This window comes from Verrucomicrobiia bacterium, from assembly GCA_035765895.1.
Classification (GTDB): domain Bacteria; phylum Verrucomicrobiota; class Verrucomicrobiia; order Limisphaerales; family DSYF01; genus DSYF01.
On sequence record DASTWL010000008.1, the window covers coordinates 1 to 18689 of the forward strand.

Consider the following 18689-nt stretch of genomic DNA (forward strand, 5'->3'; position numbering starts at 1 on the left):
GGCTCCGGGCGGCCGCTCTTTTTTGGCTTCAGTGGATCCACCTCCTTGCCATCAGCCAGACACGGCCATTGTCAGCCACATCTTAAAACCATTTTTCAGGACCGACTATGTATGACGGCTGGGGAACGCAGTTGTGAACGGCACACGCCAACCAAGGCAGCAGCCATGCCAAGAGATTAAACGCTGAATTGGCTTCTCGGCTGTTGAACCAAGCGAAAGCACAGCCTACTCCAACTTGATGAGTCATCCGTGATCGAGAAACTGGAAATCTCGTGCCCGTTCAAGGCACTTCTGAGGTTAGAAGACAACCGTAATTGTTATGGCGGATAAATCATTTTGGATTACTAGCTTTGAGGCTGAACAAAGCATTGAGAATCGACTGTCAGCCGCGGGAGAGGATTTTCACGGCCCGGAAATTGTTATTAGAAGACTGTCGGCACTTGCATCGTTCTTGGACCGGAATGGTTTGGCGACTCGGCGGCTTACAAACGCCGAAGGACAAGTTGATAAGGACTTCGTCCTAGAATCTGCTGATCTGACTTCTCGTGGGCTCCACGTAATCCGTTGTGGATATGAAAAGTGGCAGCGTCGGGCAAAAACTCCAGAAGATGTAACGCCCCTTGAGAAGGAATTGGCAAAATTGCAGAGAACAGAGAACAATCGTTCATGACGCACGGCTACGTCGCCGGGCAGGGAACCCGAATTTCCTTTGCCCGCGGAAGCCGTCCGTTGAACACCGGCGAACCTGCGAAATGAAGACGTGTTCCGCTGCGCAACGAAAGCCAACGCCAACTGTGCCGCTCAGCCATTTTGCCCCAGCTGGAGCCGTGCATCCTCTTCGAGCAGGGTCTTCAAGTTGGACCAGTTGGCCTCGTTCATGTCGTTGAAGGCATTCAGGTAAACTGCCACCACCTCGTGCGGATACTTGCCGAGCAGCAGTTCCACGGCGACCTTCAACTTTGCGTCCTCCATGGTTTCGGGCAGGTTCTCGACGACGCCGTCCTCGTGGGCGATGCCGAGCGAGTTCAGGAAGTCCACCAGCATGTCCTTGTATTTCTTGATGAGCCACGTGCGGAGCAGCGTGCCGGCGACCATTTCGAGGTTCGGCCGGTTCAAGGCCGCGACCATGGTGGCGTGGCGTTGCGGGCGCGCCTGCCGTTCGAGAAAGACCGGGCGCAACCGGCGGGCTTCGGCCACGGCTTGCAGCGTGGCCTTGTAGGTGGACCGTTCCGCTTCGTAGGTCCAGTTCAGGATGTCATTCGCCAGTGAGGGCGACATGAAACCCAGCAGTTCGTGTGAGGTCAGCATCGTAAATTCAAAATCTCAGTTCGGTGTCCCGGGTGGGCGCGCGACAGTCAGCCCACAGTCAGGACGGAGAGCTTATTTTTTTGGGCCAGTGCCTCGCAAGCCTCTTGTTCCAGAAGCAGGGACCGGCCAGCTTCAAAGGCCAGCACGGCCACACCGGCCCGGGCGCAGGTTTCCAGCGTCTCGGGGCCGAGGCAGGGAATGTCGAAGCGCATGTCGTGGTGTTCCTTGGCCACCTTGACCGCCACGGCGCCGCCGTCCTGGCCCGCCAGTTCGCCGCCGCGGGCGAGACAGCGGTCGGTGCCTTCAAAGCCCTCGACGGCCAGCACCGTGCCGCGTTTGACGACGACCGTCTGGCCGATTTCCAGCCGGGAAACTTCCTTCGCAATGCGCAGGCCAAATTGCACGTCGTCCGCATGTTCAGCCGTGAGCCGGGGGCCGAGCGTGAAGCCGGAACCGGGCATGAGGGAACGCAACCACGGCGTGGCTTCCACCAGTTCCACGCCGTCTTTCTTCAGTTCCTCGCCAATGGCCGCAAAAATGGTGTGGGCGTTCTTCTCCTTCAGCTTGAACAGCAGGGCGACGGCGCGCAGATCGGGCCGCAGGTCGTAAAGGTTCTTCGGCGCGATTTGGCCGGCCATGACGCACTGGCGGACGCCCCGGTCCGTGAATGCCCGGATCATCTTCGACAACTGCCCAACGCGAAGCCACACGATGTCGTCCACCAATTCGGCCAGCGCGGGATCGGTTTCCCCTTCAAAGGCCACGGCCACCAGCCGTTTGACCCCGGCCTGCCGTGCGCCGCGGGCCAGGGCCAGCGGCAGGGAGCGGTTGCCGGCGATGAGGCCGAGCGATTCGGGGGGCTGGTTCATAAGCTCGAAATGGGGCACGATTCAACCAACTGTTGCAAAACCGGGCATGGCCGGCCGCCGCCACGTTCGGAAGAGCCCGCCGGCCGGCGCGGTTTATTCCGCCGCTGTCTCGCAGCGGTGCAAAGGCCGTCTAAAATAGGGCCAAAGCCGGCCGGTTGTAAACCGGTGAGATGCAGCCAAAAGCGCGGGGCAGGCAGGCGGCAACCAATTTTGCACCGCTGACTTACCATGGCTTGAGGGTTGCTGCGCAGAATCAAGCGCGGTTTTGAGAATCAGCCGGTCGGCTGTGATTCTGCCGCCGTGGTCTCAGGCTCCAGCATCGCCATGAGCGAAATCAGTCAAGCAACTTTGATCAATAGTCCGGATGACGTGGAAAGTTCCGAGCCCGCCTTGACGGGCCGGCCCAGCGTGTCTTTGCCGGGCATTTCCGTGGCGCTGCTCGCGTTGCTGGTGGTCGTCACCCTGGTGGGCGGTTACTCGCTGCATGTGGAGGTGGCGAAACTTTTGTCCCAGCCCGGCCTGGTCGGCAGCACGGCCAAGGTGGACCAGGATATCCACCGGCGAATTCAGGATCTCAGCGACTGGCAGCTCAGTGCCACCTTGTTCACCGCGGGCATCGGGGTGGTTCTGATCGCGCTGGCGGCGGCGGCCTTGAAGCGGGCCCGGCGCGAGTGGGAGGGCGAATGGGACGAGCGCAGCGCCCGGTGGTCCGAATTGGTGCGCGATTTGAAAACGCAGCTCGGTGAAAAACGCAAGGTCGAGATCGGACTCAAGGAACAGCAGTTCGACCTGCAGGCGAAACTCGCCACGCTCGCGAAGTCGCACACACAGTTGCAGGAGGAGATGAACCGCTTGAAGGTTGCCGAGGAGGTGTTCTCCCATCAACGGCGCGAACTGGTGCGCTCCAAGGACGTGCTCGAATTGCACGTGCAGGCCCGCACCCAGCAGTTGCAAAAACTTCAGCGCGCCTATGAATTGATTTTGAATTCGGCCGGCGAAGGCATCTGCGGTCTGGACGGCGAGGGCAAGGTGACTTTCGCCAACCCGGCCGCGGCCAAAATGCTGGGCACCAAGGTTTCCGAGCTGGTGGGCAAAACGGCGCAAACCGTTTTCCCGCACCTCGTGCCCGGCGGCAATGCGGCCGGGGCAGGCGAGGGCAACCAACCCTCGGTGGTGACCGTCACCCGCACCGACCAGACCCGCTTCACGGCGGAATACGTCCGCACACCCATCCGGGAAAACGAGCGCATCATCGGCGAAGTGCTCATGTTCAAGGACATCACTGAACGCAAACGCTCCGAGGAAAGCCTTGCCCAAAAGGCGGCGGAGCTGGCGCGTTCCAACGCCGAACTGGAGCAGTTCGCCTTCGTGGCCTCCCACGACTTGCAGGAGCCGTTGCGGAAGATTCAGGCGTTTGGCGACCGCCTCAAGGCCAAGTGCGACGCGGTGAACCTGCAGGATGGCCGGGATTATCTGGACCGGATGCAAAACGCGGCGGCCCGCATGCAGACGCTGATTTACGACCTGCTCACGTTCTCGCGCGTCATTAGCCGCAACGAACCATTTGTGCCTGTCGATCTCAAGCGCGTGACGCAGGAAGTCATCGGCGATCTCGAAGTGCGCATCGAAAAATCCGGGGCGAAGATTGAACTGGGCGACCTGCCCACCATCGAGGCCGATGCGCCCCAGATGCGGCAACTGCTGTTGAATCTCATCGGGAACGCCCTCAAGTTTCATGCGCCCGGCAAATCACCCGTGGTGGAGGTGTCGGCGCGCATGATTCCCGCGCCGCTGGACGCGAAGGGGCCGGTGGGCTCCGAGGCACCCAGTCACTCCGCCGGGACAACTTACTGTGAACTCACCGTCAAGGACAACGGCATCGGGTTCGATGAAAAATATCTCGATCGCATTTTTGCGGTGTTCCAGCGCCTGCACGGGCGTCAGGAATACGAAGGCACCGGCATCGGGCTGGCGGTCTGCCGCCGGATCGTGGACCGGCATGGCGGCCGCATCACGGCCCACAGCAAGCCTGGCGAAGGCGCGACTTTCATTGTCACGCTGCCGGCCAGCGCCGTGGCGAAAACCAAGGGCGACGAATGACCATTTCCAAGCAGTTGATGATTCTGATGGCGGACGACGATCCCGACGATCGTTTGCTCGTCAAGGACGCCCTTGCCGAGTGTCATCCCGAGCATCGGCTCGCCGAGCGGGTGCGCTTTGTCGATGACGGCGAGGAACTCATGGATTACCTGGTGCGTCGGGGGAAGTTCACCGATCACGCCAGCAGTCCCCGGCCCGATTTGATCCTGCTCGACCTGAACATGCCGCGCAAAGACGGCCGGGAGGCGCTGCGGGAAATCCGCGCCCATCCCGAATTGCGGCGCATTCCCGTGGTTGTCTTCACCACTTCCAAGGCGGACACGGACATTTCCCTGATTTACGATCTGGGCGCGAATTCCTTTGTCACCAAGCCGGTGGCCTACGACGCGCTCGTCAACACCCTGGACGTCATGTCCCGCTACTGGCTGGGCATCGTGGAACTGCCGTCAATGTCGTGCCGCTGAAACCATGACCGAAATACCGCATATCAAACTTCTGTTGGTGGAGGACGACGAGGACGACTACATCATCACGCAGGGGCTGATCGCCGATCTCAAAGGGCGCGCCTTCACGCTCGATTGGGTGCGGACCTACGAGGCCGGGTTGCGTGCCATGACCGAAAACCGGCACGACGTCTGCCTGCTGGATTACCGGCTGGGCGCGCACGACGGACTCGAACTCATGAGCAAGGCCATCGCTGGCGGCTGTCAATCGCCCATCATTCTCCTGACCGGCATGGGGGAACATGAAGTGGATGTGGCGGCGATGAAGGCCGGCGCGGCCGACTATCTGGTCAAGAGCGGCCTGAATGCGAGCCAGCTCGAGCGTTCGATTCGTTACGCCATCGAACGCAAACGCGCGGCGGCCCAGGCGGCATTTGACCAGGCCCGCCTTTCCGCGTTCGGCGCCGACGTGGGGCTGGCGTTGACCGGTTCCGCCACGCTGCCCGAAATGTTGACTGACTGTGCCAAGGCGATGGTGCAATTCTTGAACGCCTCCCTGGCGCAGGTCTGGGTTTACCACGCGCAGCAGAAACAATTGCAGCCGGTGGCGGCCTTTGGTCCCGCACTGACCGGGCCGGATGCCGCGCCGCCACCGGCGCTGACGCTGGACCTGCCCGGACTGGCGCAGGGCAAAGCCGTCTTCGTGAAGGACCTGCACGCCGGTCAAACCCTGGCCGATCCGGAATGGGTGGCGCGCCACAATCTCGTTTCCTTCGCCGCGCTGCCCCTGCGGCTGGAGGATCGGTTTGTCGGGTTGATGTCACTTTTTTCCGATCAGCCGCTGGCGGAAACCATCCTGCAGGAACTGGGCTCGGTGGCGCATGGCGTCGCCCTGGCCATCGACCGCAAGCGGTTCAACGAGGCGCTCACCGACAGTGAAGGCAAGTATCGCGCGGTGGTGGAGTCCATTCGCGAGGTCATCTTCCAGACGGATGAATTCGGGCACTGGACGTTTTTGAATCCGGCCTGGGCCGAGGTCACCGGCTTTTCCGTGGCCGAATCGCTGGGCACGTTTTTCATCGATTACCTGCACCATGATGACCGCGAGGAGAACCGCCACATTTTCCTGCAGCTCGTCGAGCGCCGCATGGAGTATTGCCGTTACGAGGCGCGGTTCCTGACCAAGGACGGCCAGACCCGCTGGCTCGAAGTCTATACCCGGGTGCGGCTGGGCCACGACGGCGCGTTGCTGGGCACGTCCGGCAGCCTGAACGACATCACGGCCCGCAAACAGGCCGAACTGCAGATTCAAAAGCTGGCCGCGTTTCCGCGGGTCAATCCCAATCCCGTGCTCGAGTTCTTTCGGGATGGTTCGCTGAGTTACGCCAACGACGCCGCCCGGAAAATGGTCGAATCACTCGGCCAGCTCACGCTTGCGTCCATTCTGCCGCCGGGCTTCGGCGACATCATCAAAAGCTGCCTCGCCTCGGGGCAGAATCATTACCGCGAACAGGTCAACCTTGCCGGGCGCACGTTGACCTGGTCCTTCTTCCCCGTGCCGGCGAACGACGTGGTGCATTGCTACGGCGCCGACGTGACGGACATCGTCAACTTGGAGGCCCAGTTCCGTCACGCCCAGAAGCTCGAATCGGTGGGGCAGCTGGCCGCCGGCGTCGCGCACGACTTCAACAACATTCTCACCGTCATCCAGGGTTACTCGGACCGGTTGCTGACCCAGTGCAAGGACGACGCCTCCGTGACACACCAGGTCCGCCAGATCGCCGACGCGGCCAAGCGCGCGGCCAATCTGACGCGGCAGTTGCTGGCTTTCAGCCGTCGCCAGGTCATCCAACCCAAGGTTCTGGATTTGAATTCGCTGATCCGGAACATGACGTCGATGCTCGCACGCCTGCTGGGTGAGGACATCCGTTTGAAGGTCGAGTATGCCGACGGACTGCCCAACACCGAAGCCGACGCGGGCATGATTGAACAGATCATCATGAACCTCGCCGTGAACGCCCGTGACGCGATGCCCCAGGGCGGGCTCCTCAGCCTGAGCACCGCGGTGGTGACTGTTTCGGACGAAGCCGCCCGACAGCATCCGAACGCCCGGCCCGGCGAGTTCCTGTGCCTGCGTGTCAACGACACCGGATGCGGCATGAACGCCGAAACGCTCAGCCGCATTTTTGAACCGTTTTTCTCGACCAAGGAGGTGGGGAAGGGCACCGGGCTGGGGTTGGCAACCGTTTACGGCATCGTCAACCAGCACGCCGGCTGGATCGAAGTCACCAGCAAGGAATGGGTCGGCACCACGTTCAACATCTACCTGCCCGTGTATGACGGCGTGGCGCAGCCCGGCGGCGAAACCACCTTCCTCACGCACGAAGTCAAAGGCGGCCAGGAAACCATCCTGCTGGTCGAGGACGAGCCGGACCTGCGGGAAATGGTCCGCGAGATTCTCATCGGTTACGACTACAAGATAGTCGAAGCCGCCAGCGGCGTGCATGCGCTGAAGATGTGGGACGAGGCGGACGGCCGGATTGATCTGCTGCTCACGGACATGGTCATGCCGGACGGCATGAACGGTCGCGAACTCGCCATCATGTTGCGCAAGCGCAAGCCTGATCTGAAAGTCATCTACACCAGCGGCTACAGCGCGGATCTGATTACCGGCGACGCCGACAAGCTCGACGGCTTGTTTCTCTCCAAGCCCTATCGTCCTCCGGAACTCGCCGCCATGGTCCGCGCCTGCCTGGATGGCGCGGCGATGGTGCCCGCAACATGATGTCCCGTCCCGGCCGGCATCAGCGGCGTCGGACGGGAATTTTCTCCGCGAGTTCCTCGGCCGGATAGGTCCAGATCTCGGCCAGGGTCGGGTGGTAATGCGGCATCGCCGCCAGCTCGTGAACGGTCATGCGTTTGGCCATGGCGGCCGTGATTTCGTGGATCAGTTCGCCGCCGGCGGGGCCGACGCAGGCGCCGCCCAGAATTTCTCCCGTGCGCGGATTGGCGAGCAACTTCACAAAACCATCCAGTGCTTCCATGATGAGTGACTTGCCGTGGTCGTTGAAGGGATAGCTGGCCGTGAGGCAGGGCACCCCCGCGGCGGCGGCCGTCTTCTCCGTCAGGCCGACGATGGCGACTTGTGGGTCGGTGAATACCACGCTCGTCAGCAGCCGGTAATCGGTCTTCCTGGGCTTGAGTGGCCGGGCGATATTATGTGCGGCGATCTCCCCCTGTTGGATGGCGATGTGCACGATTTCATGCGGCCCGGTGCAATCGCCGGCCGCAAAGATGTGCGGCACGCTTGTCTGCATGCACTCGTTGGTGATGACGCGGGCACCGTCGAGCTTAACGCCGGCGTCGCCCAGACCGAGCCCGGCGGTGTTGGGCGTGCGACCGAGGGCAAACAGAATTTCGTCCGCTTTGACCCGCATCCTTTTGCCCGCGTGGGCAAAAGTCACCGTTTTGCCGCGGCGCTCGCGGCGGGCGTCCAGCAACTGCGTGTCGGTGAAGAGTTGAATGCCGTCGCGTCGCAGCGCCGTCTCCACCGCGGCGGCGGTATCGGGATCAAATTCGCGCAAAATGTGCGGGCTGCGCTGAATCATTGTCACCTTCACCTCGAAACGGGCCAGAAACTGGGCGAGTTCGCACGCAATCGCGCCGCCGCCGAGCACGATGACTGAGCGCGGCAGCTTCTTGAGCGTCAACATGTCGTCGCTGGTGAGGCAGCCCACCTCGCCCAGCTGGGGCAGGGGCGGCGCCGAAACTGTCGAGCCGGTGGCGATGACGAAGTGCCGCGCATGCAACGTGCGGGAAGAGCCCCGCTTCACCCCTTCCCCCAACGCCTGCACCGGACTCAAGGTCAGCGTGTGTGGATCGAGGAAGCGGGCGCGGGCGCGGAGGAATTTGAACCGGGCATTGGCCAGTTGCTGCCGGCGATGGCTCGCGAAGTCCTCGATCATCCGGTCCTTGCGCGCCATGACCTGCGCGAAATCGAAGCCCGCCCGTGGCACGCGCAGCCCCCACGTGCGGGCGTGGCGGGCGAGATGCAGCACTTCGGCGGCGTAGAGCAGGGCTTTGGACGGCATGCAGCCGCGCAGGATGCACAATCCGCCCACTTCGGCGCCGCCTTCGATGACCACCGTTTTCAACCCGGCCGCCGCCGCCGTGCGGGCCGCCGCAAAGCCGCCGCTGCCCGCGCCCAATATGGCCACGTCGTAATCATGTCTCCGTTGCGTTGCACGCATGCGGCCAAGATGGGAGACGTAGGCGGCCGTGGCAAGGGGCGCGTGTGGTGATTGACTTTGCGGCATGCCTCGAAAATCTTTCCGCCGATGAACGACATTGTTTTTCCCCGCAGCCCGCGCGAGACGATGGATGGCTGGATGCACCTGCCGCGTTACGTGGACAAGGTTCGCCTGCACCTGGCGGGCAAACTGCATCCGGACTACCAGGCCAATTTCGGCAAGGGCTTCGACGGCATGTGGCTCGCGGCGGCGGGCCTTACGCATGAGCAGTTCATCGCCGTCGTGAAGCAGACCCTCACCGATGGCCAGGTGTGCGACTGGGTCCGGCAGAACGTGAAGCGTTCGTTTGCGGAAAAGGCCGCGCATCGTGACGACATTCTTTCGCGTCCCAAACCTGACGACGTCGCGGCGCAAGACCGGCTGAAGTTGCGCAAGGAGCAGGCTGGCATCGGCTACCGTGAGGACGTAAAAACGTTCGTCGATCTGATCGACGCCGACGAGAAGCGGATTTGAGCTGACGGCGGCTACTCGCCACCGTTGCCAACGAATTCCCGGTAACGTTCGGCGAGGCCGGCCTGGTCGGCGGTGCCCGTGTGGAGGAGGACGCGGTAGCGGAAGGTGACGCTGCCACCCGCGGCAATCTTCAGATCGCCGACGTGCGCATCGGAAAGTTTCTCAAACGCGTGCTGGCCGAAGGGATTGGCCGCGAACAGGCCGTAATCGCGAACCATCCACCAGGTCGGGAAGCGCGGATTTTGTGGATGATCGAAGATGGCAATGCCGGCTGGCCGGCCATTGACCAGCCCGGAATAGTCACACCAGCGGGCGCGCTTGCCCCAGGCTTCGAGGTCGCGCACGCCTTCGCTGTTGACGATGTGTGCCGAGGGGTTGCGGCTGCCATCCGCGCGGGTGACCCGCATGGATTCCGCCACCCGGATTGCCATCGTGCCCTCCTTGGTGTCACCCAACACGAGGTCGCCATGATCGGCGTGCAGGGTAATTTCCACATCAAACATTCGCACGGTCGCCGGGGTTTTGTAGAAGGTCAGCGTGCGATCGTCAGTGCAGACCACCTGGCCGTCGGGACGCACCCAACGGTTGTGACTGGCAATGATGCCCTTGTTTTGACCGCCACGGATGGCGGTGAACTTGTCATGCACAATGCGCCCGGTGCCGGATGACTCCGTCCAGAAATCCACCCCGTTCACCGATCCATGTCCAAACCACACCGAGCGATGATGCGGATGGTCGTGCTCCTCGCCGGGGGGATTGTTGAAGGGATAATTGCGCGTCATCCCGTCGCCGGTCGGACCGGTCAAGGGATACAGGCAGGGCTTGGGCACGCCGTTGAAGCGATATTCGGTGAAGGGAAGACCGTCGATGGACACGCTCAGCTTGCCCGCCTGGGAACTGATCTGGACGCCGGTGACCGGCGACGGTTCCAGGGTCACGCACCCCATGAAACCCGCCGACAGGCACAGGGCCGTCAGGAGGACGAATCGGCCGTCCGGCTTGAGCAATGACATCAGTCTGCGCATGACGCGCCGAAGAATGCCGGCGAAGGTCCGAATGACAAGCCCCAAGCGGGCCACGTGGATGGGGGTGCGAGGACGCTTGCAAATTAACTATATGCCTATACAGTAATTAACGAAGCGGCGCCCGGTTGCCGTTGGCCGGGCAAAAAAACTGTGACGAGACTATGAAAATGGAAAATGCCATCCGCATTATGGCGGGAACGATGGTGCTGATCAGCATCAGCCTGGCGCATTGGGTGAGCGAGTGGTGGTTGCTGCTGGCCGCGTTTGTCGGCTGCAATCTGATTCAATCCGCGTTCACCGGATTCTGCCCGGCGGAAAAAATCTTTGCCCGCCTGGGCATTGGGAAATCCGGCACGTCCTGTTGCGCATCCACCTCCTCGTGATGGTGCAGGGTGGGGAGCCAATGCGTTCGGGGGGCAGAACGAGATGCGGGGGGCGATAAAGTCCGTAGGTGTGAACTCCTGCTGGCGCCAACGCCCGTTCGGCACACGTTCAGCCCGGCGCGGGTGCGCCGGCCATCACCAACGGTCCTGAATCCCTCCACCGAGGATATCCTCAACCAGAATCATGACCTGTTTGCAATGCTTATGACTGTCAAAGAACTCCACGCCATGCTGGCCATCGGCTTGCTGGCCGCGGCCGGCTGCGATCATCGGCCAACTCCGGCAGATGCCGCATCGCTCCCGCCGGCGACGGTGAGCATGATCGTGGCGAAAACCACTCCTTCGCCGGCCATTGAAGAGGTCGTGGGCACCGTCCGCTCCAAGACCCGGGCAGTCATCGAAGCGCGGGTGGGCGGGCGCATCGAGGAATTGGCGGTGAGCGCGGGGCAGTTGGTCAGGAAGGGTGACTTGATTGCGCAGCTGGATGTGCGCGAGGTGCAGGCCCGGCTGGACCAGGCGCGCGCGACGCTGGAGCAGGCGAACCGTGATTTGGAGCGCTTCACCGCGTTGATCAAGCAGAACGTGCTAACCAAGGCCGAATACGATGCGGCCGAGGCGCGGCAACGCGTGGCCAAGGCCGCGGTGGACGAAGCGGAAACCATGCTGGGCTACGCGCGGGTCGTCGCGCCGTTTGACGGCGTGATCACCCGCAAGATCGCCGACGTGGGCGATCTGGCGGCGGTAGGGCGGGGCATTGTGGAACTGGAAGATCCCGTGGCGCTGCGCGTGGAAGCCAATGTGCCCGAGGGGCTGATTAACTTCATCAAGCTTGGCGCCAGGCTGCCAGTGTCGGCCGCCGAGGCCCACCGCCCGATTAGCGGGACCATCAGCGAAGTGGCGCCCGCCGCCGATCCCGCCAGCCGGACCTTTTTGGTGAAACTGGATTTGCCGGCGGGATCAGATCTTCGCCTCGGCCAGTTCGTGCGGGTGGCCGTGCCGTTGGGCGAGCGCAACGCGTTGCGGCTCCCGACCAACGCCGTCATCGTGCGCGGGCAGATGGAAATGGTGGTGGTGGATCACGATCACATGGCGCAACTGCGCTTGATTAAAACCGGCCGCCGGACGGGAGGTGACGTGGAGATTGTCTCGGGACTCGACGACGGCGAGCGCGTGGTGGCCGAAGGCGCGGCCGGATTGCAGGATGGCCAACCGTTGCGGGAGAAACCATGAGCGAACCCCGGCAGAACGAAGGCGGCGGGCCGGGGATTGCCGGACGCATCGCCCGGCTGTTCGTCAACTCCAAGCTGACGCCGCTTATTGTCATCACGTCCGTGTTGCTGGGCGTGGGCGCCATTCTGCTCCTGCCCCGTGAGGAGGAGCCGCAGATCAAGGTGCCGATGATTGATGTTCTCGTCTCGATGCCGGGCTCCGGCGCCAAGGAGGTTGAGGAACGCGTCACCCGCCCCATGGAGAAGCTGCTCTGGGAGATTCCCGGCGTCGAATACATCTATTCCACGTCGAGCGAAGGCCAGTCGCTGGCCATTGTGCGCTTCAAGGTGGGGGAGGACATGGAACGCAGCCTGGTAAAGTTGAACCAGAAGCTGCAAATGAACTACGACCGTATTCCGCACGGGGTGTCCCAGCCGCTCATCAAGCCGCGATCCATCGACGATGTGCCCATCCTCGCGCTCACTTTTCACAGCGCCCGCTATGACCATCTCACCCTGCGCCGGCTGGTGGCGCAGGTGGACGACGCGGTCAAGCAGGTGCCGCAGGTTGCGGAGACGACGTTGATCGGCGGCGCGCGGCGGCAGGTGCGCGTGCAACTGGATCCCATCAAGCTGGCGTCCCGCGGGCTGAGCCCCGCGGGCATCGTGCCGATGTTGCAACAGGCCAATCGTCAGCTGGCGGCGGGCGAGTTGACCAGCGACAACCACGAGGTGGCTGTCGAGACCGGCGCCTTTCTAACGAGCGCGGCCGATGTGGGCAACGTGGTGGTGGGCGTGTTCGGCGGGCGGCCGGTTTACCTGCGGGAGGTGGCGACCGTCGTTGATGGGGCGGAGGAGCCGGGTCAGTATGTCTTTTTCGGGCAGGGCGCGGCCGTTGCCCAAGCGGCCGGAGAACAGCCAGCGGTGACTTTGAGCATCGCAAAGCGGCCCGGTGCCAACGCGATTTCCGTGGCACACGCGGTGTTGAAAAAGGTGGATACCCTGAAGGGGCGGATCATTCCCGCGGATGTGCTCATCACGGTGACGCGCAATTACGGCGAAACCGCGGCGGATAAATCCAACGAATTGCTGCTGCACATGGGCATCGCCGTGGTGGGCGTGATGGTCCTCATCTGGTTGACGCTGGGCTGGCGCGAAGCGGGCATCGTGGGCATCGCCATTCCGGCGACACTGGCGCTCACGCTGCTCGTTTTCTATCTCGAAGGCTTTACGCTCAACCGCATTACTCTGTTCGCGCTCATTTTCAGCATCGGCATCCTGGTGGACGATGCGATCGTGGTGGTGGAGAACATCGTCCGGCATTTTCATCTGCCGCACAACCGGGGGCGCACGTGGAGCAGCATTGCGGTGGAGGCCGTCGGTGAAGTTGGGAATCCGACGATTCTCGCCACGTTTGCGGTGATTGCCGCGGTGTTGCCGATGGCGTTTGTGGGCGGCTTGATGGGGCCCTACATGCGGCCGATTCCCGTGGGCGCCAGCGCGGCGATGTTGTTCTCGCTGATGGTGGCGTTTGTCGTCACGCCGTGGGCGTCGATTCGCATTCTGCGCTGGGGCCGCAAATATTCCTGCCTGACCGGGGGCGCCGCGTGCGTCACCGAAGGGCAGACGCCGCACGGGCATTTTGAACACGAGGAGGATTTTTTCACGCGACTCTACCGGAAATTGATGGGTCCGCTCATCGCGCGGCGCCGGTGGCGGCATGTGTTTCTGGCCGGCATCACGGTGCTGCTGCTGCTGGCGTGTGCGCTGGTCGGCGTGGGGTGGGTCAAAGTCAAAATGCTTCCGTTCGACAACAAAAGTGAATTCCAGGTGATTCTGAACATGCCCGAGGGCAGTTCGCTCGAACGCACGGCGGAAGCGGTGCGTGCAATTGCCGCGGCGGTGCGCACCGAGCCGGAGGTGACGGACTACGAGGTTTATGTGGGGGTGGCTTCGCCATTCAATTTCAACGGACTGGTGCGGCACTACTTCATGCGGCGCGGGGCGAACATCGCGGATTTGCAGGTCAACCTCGTGAACAAGCAAGACCGCCGCGCCCAGAGCCACGACATTGCCAAACGGGTCCGGCCCCGTGTCGCGGCCATCGCCGCACGTTACGGCGCCCGTGTTGCGGTGGCGGAAGTGCCGCCCGGTCCACCGGTCCTGCAAACCCTCGTGGCTGAGGTTTACGGACCCGATGAAGCCTCCCGCCACGCGCTGGCCCGCAAGGTGATCGACGTGTTCAAGCAAACGCCCGGCGTGGTGGATGTCGATTGGTATATCGAGGCGGATCAGCCCAAAGCGCGTTTTGTCATCGACAAGGAAAAGGCGGCCCTGCACGGCATCAGTGCCGAGACCATTTCGCAAACGCTGCGCATCGCCGCGGGCGGCGAATCCGTTGATCTGGTTCATCAACCGCACGAGAAGGAGGATGTGGATCTGGTGCTGGAATTTCCGCGGTCCCTGCGGTCCACGCCGGAGGATCTTCTCGCCATCCGTGTGCGTTCGGGCGACGCCAATGGACTGCCCGAGCCTGGCGCGACGGGACAGGCGCCGTTGGTGCCGTTGCGCGAACTCGTGAAGGTCGAACACACCATCGCGGACAAGAGCATCTACCACAAAAATCTGATGCCGGTGACTTATGTCATTGGGGACGTGGCCGGAGTGGTGGAGAGTCCCGTGTATGCCATTCTCAAAATGAACGAGGCATTGCGCCGGTTGGATGCGCGTGAATTTGGCGGCTCCGTGCCGGCGGTGAAAATCTACAACGCGGTCCAGCCCTTCACCGAATTCCAGCCGGCCATCAAGTGGGACGGCGAATGGCACATCACCATCGAGGTGTTTCGCGATTTGGGAACCGCCTTCGCTGCGGTGCTGGTGTTGATCTACGTCCTGATGGTGGGCTGGTTCCGCTCGTTCCTGACGCCGGTGATCGTCATGGCGGCCATTCCGTTTTCACTGGTGGGCATCCTGCCCGCGCACGGAGCCATGGGGGCGTTCTTCACCGCCACCTCCATGATCGGTTTCATGGCGGGAGCCGGCATTGTGGTCCGCAATTCCATCATTCTGGTGGATTTCATCGAGTTGCGCCTGCGGGAAGGCATGCCGCTGGCCGAGGCGGTGGTCGATGCGGGGGCGGTGCGTTTCCGACCCATGCTATTGACGGCGCTGGCCGTGGTGGTGGGCGCGGCGGTGATTTTGGCGGATCCCATTTTTCAGGGGCTCGCGATTTCCTTGATGGCTGGTGAAGTGGCGTCGCTCTTCATCAGCCGCATGGCGGTGCCCATCTTGTATTACATGGCCTATGCGAAAGGCGGCCGCGTGCCGGGACGGGGGACGGTAGAATCAAACTGAGAAACGGCGCGGCGAGCTGAATGCCGGCTTATGACCGCGTGGGAACGGTGTTGGGCGAGGAGCCGCGACGCTTCAGTGCTTCCGGGCCTGGGAATCGGTGGCCTGCTCCAGTTGGTGCTGTTCCTCGGCGAAATGTTCGGCTTCCTTGCCGATGACGCGCGAGACGAGGAAAAGGCCGAACATTACGGCGCCGACCGGCAGCGGCACATACAGCAGCGGCATGGCGTCCGCCTGCCGGGTCACAATGGCCATGATGCCGACGCCGAGCAGCACCAGTGACAGGGTCAGGTAAATTTTCGAGTTCTTCATCATGTTAGGCGCTTCACTTTGGGCAAACGCGTGGGCCATGCATACCCGAACGCAGTTCCGGGCGCAATGTCGCAGTCCGCGCCCGGCCGGTCAATTCCGGGGGCGAACGGCGGCCTGGGTGGTCACCGGCTTTGCGGGCATGGCCTTCGACAGATAAGCCACAAGGGAGTCGATTTGTTGGGGTGTCAGGATGCCCCCCGCCGACTGGGCAAACGCCGGCATCAGCGAACCTTCCTTGCCGTGAGTGATCCAGTTCCGCCAGTAATCTTCGTTGCGCTCCGTTTTGGCGACGTGCAGGTCCGGGACCATGCTGGCGCGGTGCTCCGCCTCGTGGCAGACGCCGCACACGGCCGCATAAAGTTCCTTCCCTTCCTTGTTCTTGGCGGGTTCGGCATGGCAGCTGGCGCAATCGCCCTTGAACACGGCCTGCCGGTCCGCCCGGGCCAGCATCATGTTTTGCTCGCGCATTCCGGGGGCGGTTGACGCCGAACTGGGCATCGGGAGAATGATCGTCCGCACCAGCAGAAACTTGGTGCCCTTGTCCGTGGCCACGGTGATGGACTTGATGACCGTGCCGCTCTTGCCGGCGAGGTTCATGTTGATGTGAATCTCACCATTGGCTCCGGGATCCAGTTTCCAGGGCATTGGCGGCAGCTGGGCGGTTGTGCAGCCGCACGAGGTATGCACCGACACGATGGTGACGGGCTCCTTCGACACGTTGGTCAGGGCGAAGGTGAATTGGGCGGCCGGTTCGCCGAAGGTGACATTCGTGGCCTTGTCGTTGGCGTCCCACGCCACGACGTCGTTGGGCAGCGCCGCGGCATTCGGCGCCGCGGCAGGCGGTGGCGGCACGGCGGGAGGCAGGAACGGGACCACGGGCGGGGCGGGGGCGGCGGTGGGCGCCGGCGGAGAAACTTGCGCGACGGCCGTCAGGCAGGCCGTGCCGAGAAGGCCCACAGCGAGCACCTTCGAGAGAAAGCTTTGCATGGCTTTTGAAGCTAACGAATAACCCCGTTTGGCGCCAGCACCAAACGGGGCCCGGCCAGGTCAACTCCGATTCAGCGCACTCAGCACGGCACGGATCGATGCCAGCTCGATGTTCGTGTCCACACCCGCGCCCCAGCGCAGACGGCCGTCCGCGTGCTTCACCTGGATGTAGGCGATGGCGGAAGCGGTTTCGCCCGCGCTCAAGGCGTGTTCACTATAGTTGGCGATCTCAAATTTCGCGGTCCCGGCGGCCGTGAACGCCTGCACGAGGGCGGCGAGCGGACCGTTGCCTTCGCCGGATATCTCCACTGGCTTGCCATCACGCAGCAGACGCGCCCGGCAGCGGACGACGCCGTTGCGGCTCTCGGTTTCAAACCCTTCGAGCTGCCACGGAAAATCGCGTTCGATGTATTCCCGCCAGAACATCGCCTTGAGTTCTGCGCCGTGGACCTCGCGGCCGAGGCGGTCCACTTCGTCGTTGGCGATGGGGCCAAACTCCCGCTGCATGTCCTTGGGCAGCACGACGCCGAATTCGGATTCGAGCAGGTAGGCCACGCCGCCCTTGCCGGACTGGCTGTTCACGCGGATGACTTCGCGATATTCGCGGCCGATGTCCGCCGGATCAATCGTGAGATACGGCACATCCCAGTGCGAACGCCCGCCTTTTTCCCATTCGGCCAGGCCCTTCTTGATGGCGTCCTGGTGCGAGCCGCTGAAGGCGGTGAAGACGAGTTCTCCGGCGTAAGGCTGGCGCGGCGGCACGGTCATGCCGGTGCAACGCTCGTAAACGTCCACGACGGCATTCAAATCCGAGAAATCCAGCTTTGGCTCGATGCCGTGCATGTAAAGGTTCAACGCCACGGTGACGATGTCCAAATTGCCGGTGCGTTCGCCGTTGCCGAAGAGCGTGCCCTCGACGCGCTCGGCGCCGGCAAGCAGGCCCAACTCGGTTGCGGCCACTCCGGTGCTGCGGTCGTTGTGCGTGTGCAGGCTGATGATGAGCGAATCGCGGTTCTTGAGATTGCGGCACATCCACTCGATCTGGTCGGCATACACGTTCGGCATGGCGACCTCGACGGTGTCCGGCAAATTCAAAATCATCTTCCGCTCTGGCGTGGGCTGCCACACGTCCATGACGGCTTCGGATATTTCCTTGGCGAATTCCACCTCGGTCATGCTGAAACTTTCCGGCGAATACTGGAGCATGACCTCGGTGCCCTTGAGCCGGGGCAGGCGGTCCTTGATCATCTGCGCGCCCTTCACCGCGATGGCTTTGATTTCGTCCTTCGATTTCCCGAACACGACGCGGCGCTGGGCGGGCGAAGTCGAGTTATACAGGTGGATGATGACCTTCTTGGCACCGATCAACGATTCGACGGTGCGCTCGATCAAATCCTCCCGTGCCTGCACGAGCACCTGCAACCAGACGTCGTCCGGGGCGCGCTTCTCTTCGATGAGACGGCGGTTGAAGGTGAACTCCGTGTTCGAGGCGGAGGGGAACCCGACTTCAATTTCCTTGAAACCGCATTTCACGAGCGTGTGAAACAGCTCGAGCTTCTGCGACACGTTCATCGGCACGGCCAGGGCCTGGTTGCCATCGCGCAGGTCCACGCTGCACCAGCGGGGCGCGTGGGTGAGGACACGATTGGGCCATTGCCGGTCGGGCAACGCCACCGGCGGGAACGGTCGGTATTTCGCGGACGGGTTCTTGTGCATTGCGGTTTTCATTGTGTTGTTTTGGGCCGTCGGCGGCGAGGCAAAACAAAAACCCCACCGCCATCAGGCAGTGGGGTTTGGGAAAATCGTTTTGGATGAACCTAGACCCCGACTGCCACGCTGCCCAGCAGCAGCGCGTTCAGCGAAAGTCGCAGGTTCGTGTTGTTCATCGCGGACGAAAGGTAGGCAGCGGACGCCGGACAGTCAAAGCGATTCTTGTGCGA

General features: G+C 62.6%; 15 protein-coding genes. 8 read left to right on the forward strand and 7 right to left on the reverse strand.

The window, feature by feature from the left end; genetic code table 11:
- Positions 1-319: 319 nt before the first annotated feature.
- On the forward strand, positions 320-670 hold the full coding sequence (locus VFV96_01270) for a hypothetical protein (GenBank protein HEU5069024.1): 351 nt from the start codon (positions 320-322) through the stop codon (positions 668-670).
- Between the two features lie 131 nt (positions 671-801).
- Here the strand turns inward: VFV96_01270 and VFV96_01275 are convergent, their stop codons facing one another.
- Together VFV96_01275 and lpxI are read right to left on the reverse strand one after the other, a co-directional pair.
- Complete coding sequence (locus VFV96_01275; GenBank protein HEU5069025.1) at positions 802-1308, reverse strand: hypothetical protein; 507 nt, start codon at positions 1306-1308, stop codon at positions 802-804.
- A gap of 47 nt (positions 1309-1355) precedes the next feature.
- Positions 1356-2177 carry a UDP-2,3-diacylglucosamine diphosphatase LpxI gene (gene lpxI / locus VFV96_01280; protein HEU5069026.1) on the reverse strand — a complete coding sequence of 274 codons (822 nt, stop codon included), beginning with the start codon at positions 2175-2177 and terminating at the stop codon, positions 1356-1358.
- Between the two features lie 324 nt (positions 2178-2501).
- Here lpxI and VFV96_01285 point away from each other — a divergent pair, with 324 nt between their 5' ends.
- The 3 genes from VFV96_01285 to VFV96_01295 are packed head-to-tail and all read left to right on the forward strand — an operon-like array spanning position 2502 to position 7505.
- On the forward strand, positions 2502-4277 hold the full coding sequence (locus VFV96_01285; protein ID HEU5069027.1) for an ATP-binding protein: 1776 nt from the start codon (positions 2502-2504) through the stop codon (positions 4275-4277).
- Complete coding sequence (locus tag VFV96_01290) at positions 4274-4741, forward strand: response regulator (protein ID HEU5069028.1); 468 nt, start codon at positions 4274-4276, stop codon at positions 4739-4741. The genes VFV96_01285 and VFV96_01290 overlap by 4 nt, the downstream gene beginning before the upstream one ends.
- 4 nt (positions 4742-4745) lie before the next feature.
- Complete coding sequence (locus tag VFV96_01295; GenBank protein HEU5069029.1) at positions 4746-7505, forward strand: response regulator; 2760 nt, start codon at positions 4746-4748, stop codon at positions 7503-7505.
- 19 nt (positions 7506-7524) lie between these two features.
- Here the strand turns inward: VFV96_01295 and VFV96_01300 are convergent, their stop codons facing one another.
- The gene (locus VFV96_01300) at positions 7525-9036 is read right to left on the reverse strand and encodes an NAD(P)/FAD-dependent oxidoreductase (protein HEU5069030.1); all 1512 of its coding nucleotides are present in this window, start codon (positions 9034-9036) and stop codon (positions 7525-7527) included.
- A 21-nt stretch (positions 9037-9057) separates the two neighbouring features.
- On the opposite strand from VFV96_01300, the gene VFV96_01305 reads away from it, so the two are divergent.
- Positions 9058-9483, forward strand: coding sequence for a DUF5069 domain-containing protein (locus tag VFV96_01305; protein ID HEU5069031.1), 426 nt, complete (start codon positions 9058-9060; stop codon positions 9481-9483).
- 11 nt (positions 9484-9494) lie between these two features.
- On the opposite strand, the gene VFV96_01310 is transcribed toward VFV96_01305, so the two are convergent.
- Positions 9495-10508: a PmoA family protein gene (locus VFV96_01310; protein HEU5069032.1), complete on the reverse strand. Its 1014-nt coding sequence runs from the start codon at positions 10506-10508 to the stop codon at positions 9495-9497.
- Positions 10509-10669: 161 nt separating this feature from the next.
- Between VFV96_01310 and VFV96_01315 the strand changes: the two genes are divergently transcribed.
- The 3 genes from VFV96_01315 to VFV96_01325 all read left to right on the forward strand — a co-directional run bounded on the left by VFV96_01315 (position 10670) and on the right by VFV96_01325 (position 15453).
- Positions 10670-10891, forward strand: coding sequence for a DUF2892 domain-containing protein (locus VFV96_01315; protein HEU5069033.1), 222 nt, complete (start codon positions 10670-10672; stop codon positions 10889-10891).
- A 204-nt stretch (positions 10892-11095) separates the two neighbouring features.
- The gene (locus tag VFV96_01320) at positions 11096-12121 is read left to right on the forward strand and encodes an efflux RND transporter periplasmic adaptor subunit (protein HEU5069034.1); all 1026 of its coding nucleotides are present in this window, start codon (positions 11096-11098) and stop codon (positions 12119-12121) included.
- Entirely contained in the window at positions 12118-15453 is a 3336-nt protein-coding gene (locus VFV96_01325) for an efflux RND transporter permease subunit (GenBank protein HEU5069035.1), read from the forward strand. The genes VFV96_01320 and VFV96_01325 overlap by 4 nt, the downstream gene beginning before the upstream one ends.
- A gap of 72 nt (positions 15454-15525) precedes the next feature.
- Here VFV96_01325 and VFV96_01330 read toward each other — a convergent pair whose 3' ends face one another.
- The 3 genes from VFV96_01330 to leuA all read right to left on the reverse strand — a co-directional run bounded on the left by VFV96_01330 (position 15526) and on the right by leuA (position 18477).
- The gene (locus tag VFV96_01330; GenBank protein ID HEU5069036.1) at positions 15526-15762 is read right to left on the reverse strand and encodes a hypothetical protein; all 237 of its coding nucleotides are present in this window, start codon (positions 15760-15762) and stop codon (positions 15526-15528) included.
- A gap of 90 nt (positions 15763-15852) precedes the next feature.
- Positions 15853-16749, reverse strand: a complete 897-nt coding sequence (locus VFV96_01335) for a DUF1573 domain-containing protein (protein ID HEU5069037.1) — start codon at positions 16747-16749, stop codon at positions 15853-15855.
- Positions 16750-16809: 60 nt separating this feature from the next.
- Positions 16810-18477 carry a 2-isopropylmalate synthase gene (leuA, locus tag VFV96_01340; protein ID HEU5069038.1) on the reverse strand — a complete coding sequence of 556 codons (1668 nt, stop codon included), beginning with the start codon at positions 18475-18477 and terminating at the stop codon, positions 16810-16812.
- Between the last annotated feature and the right edge of the window lie 212 nt (positions 18478-18689).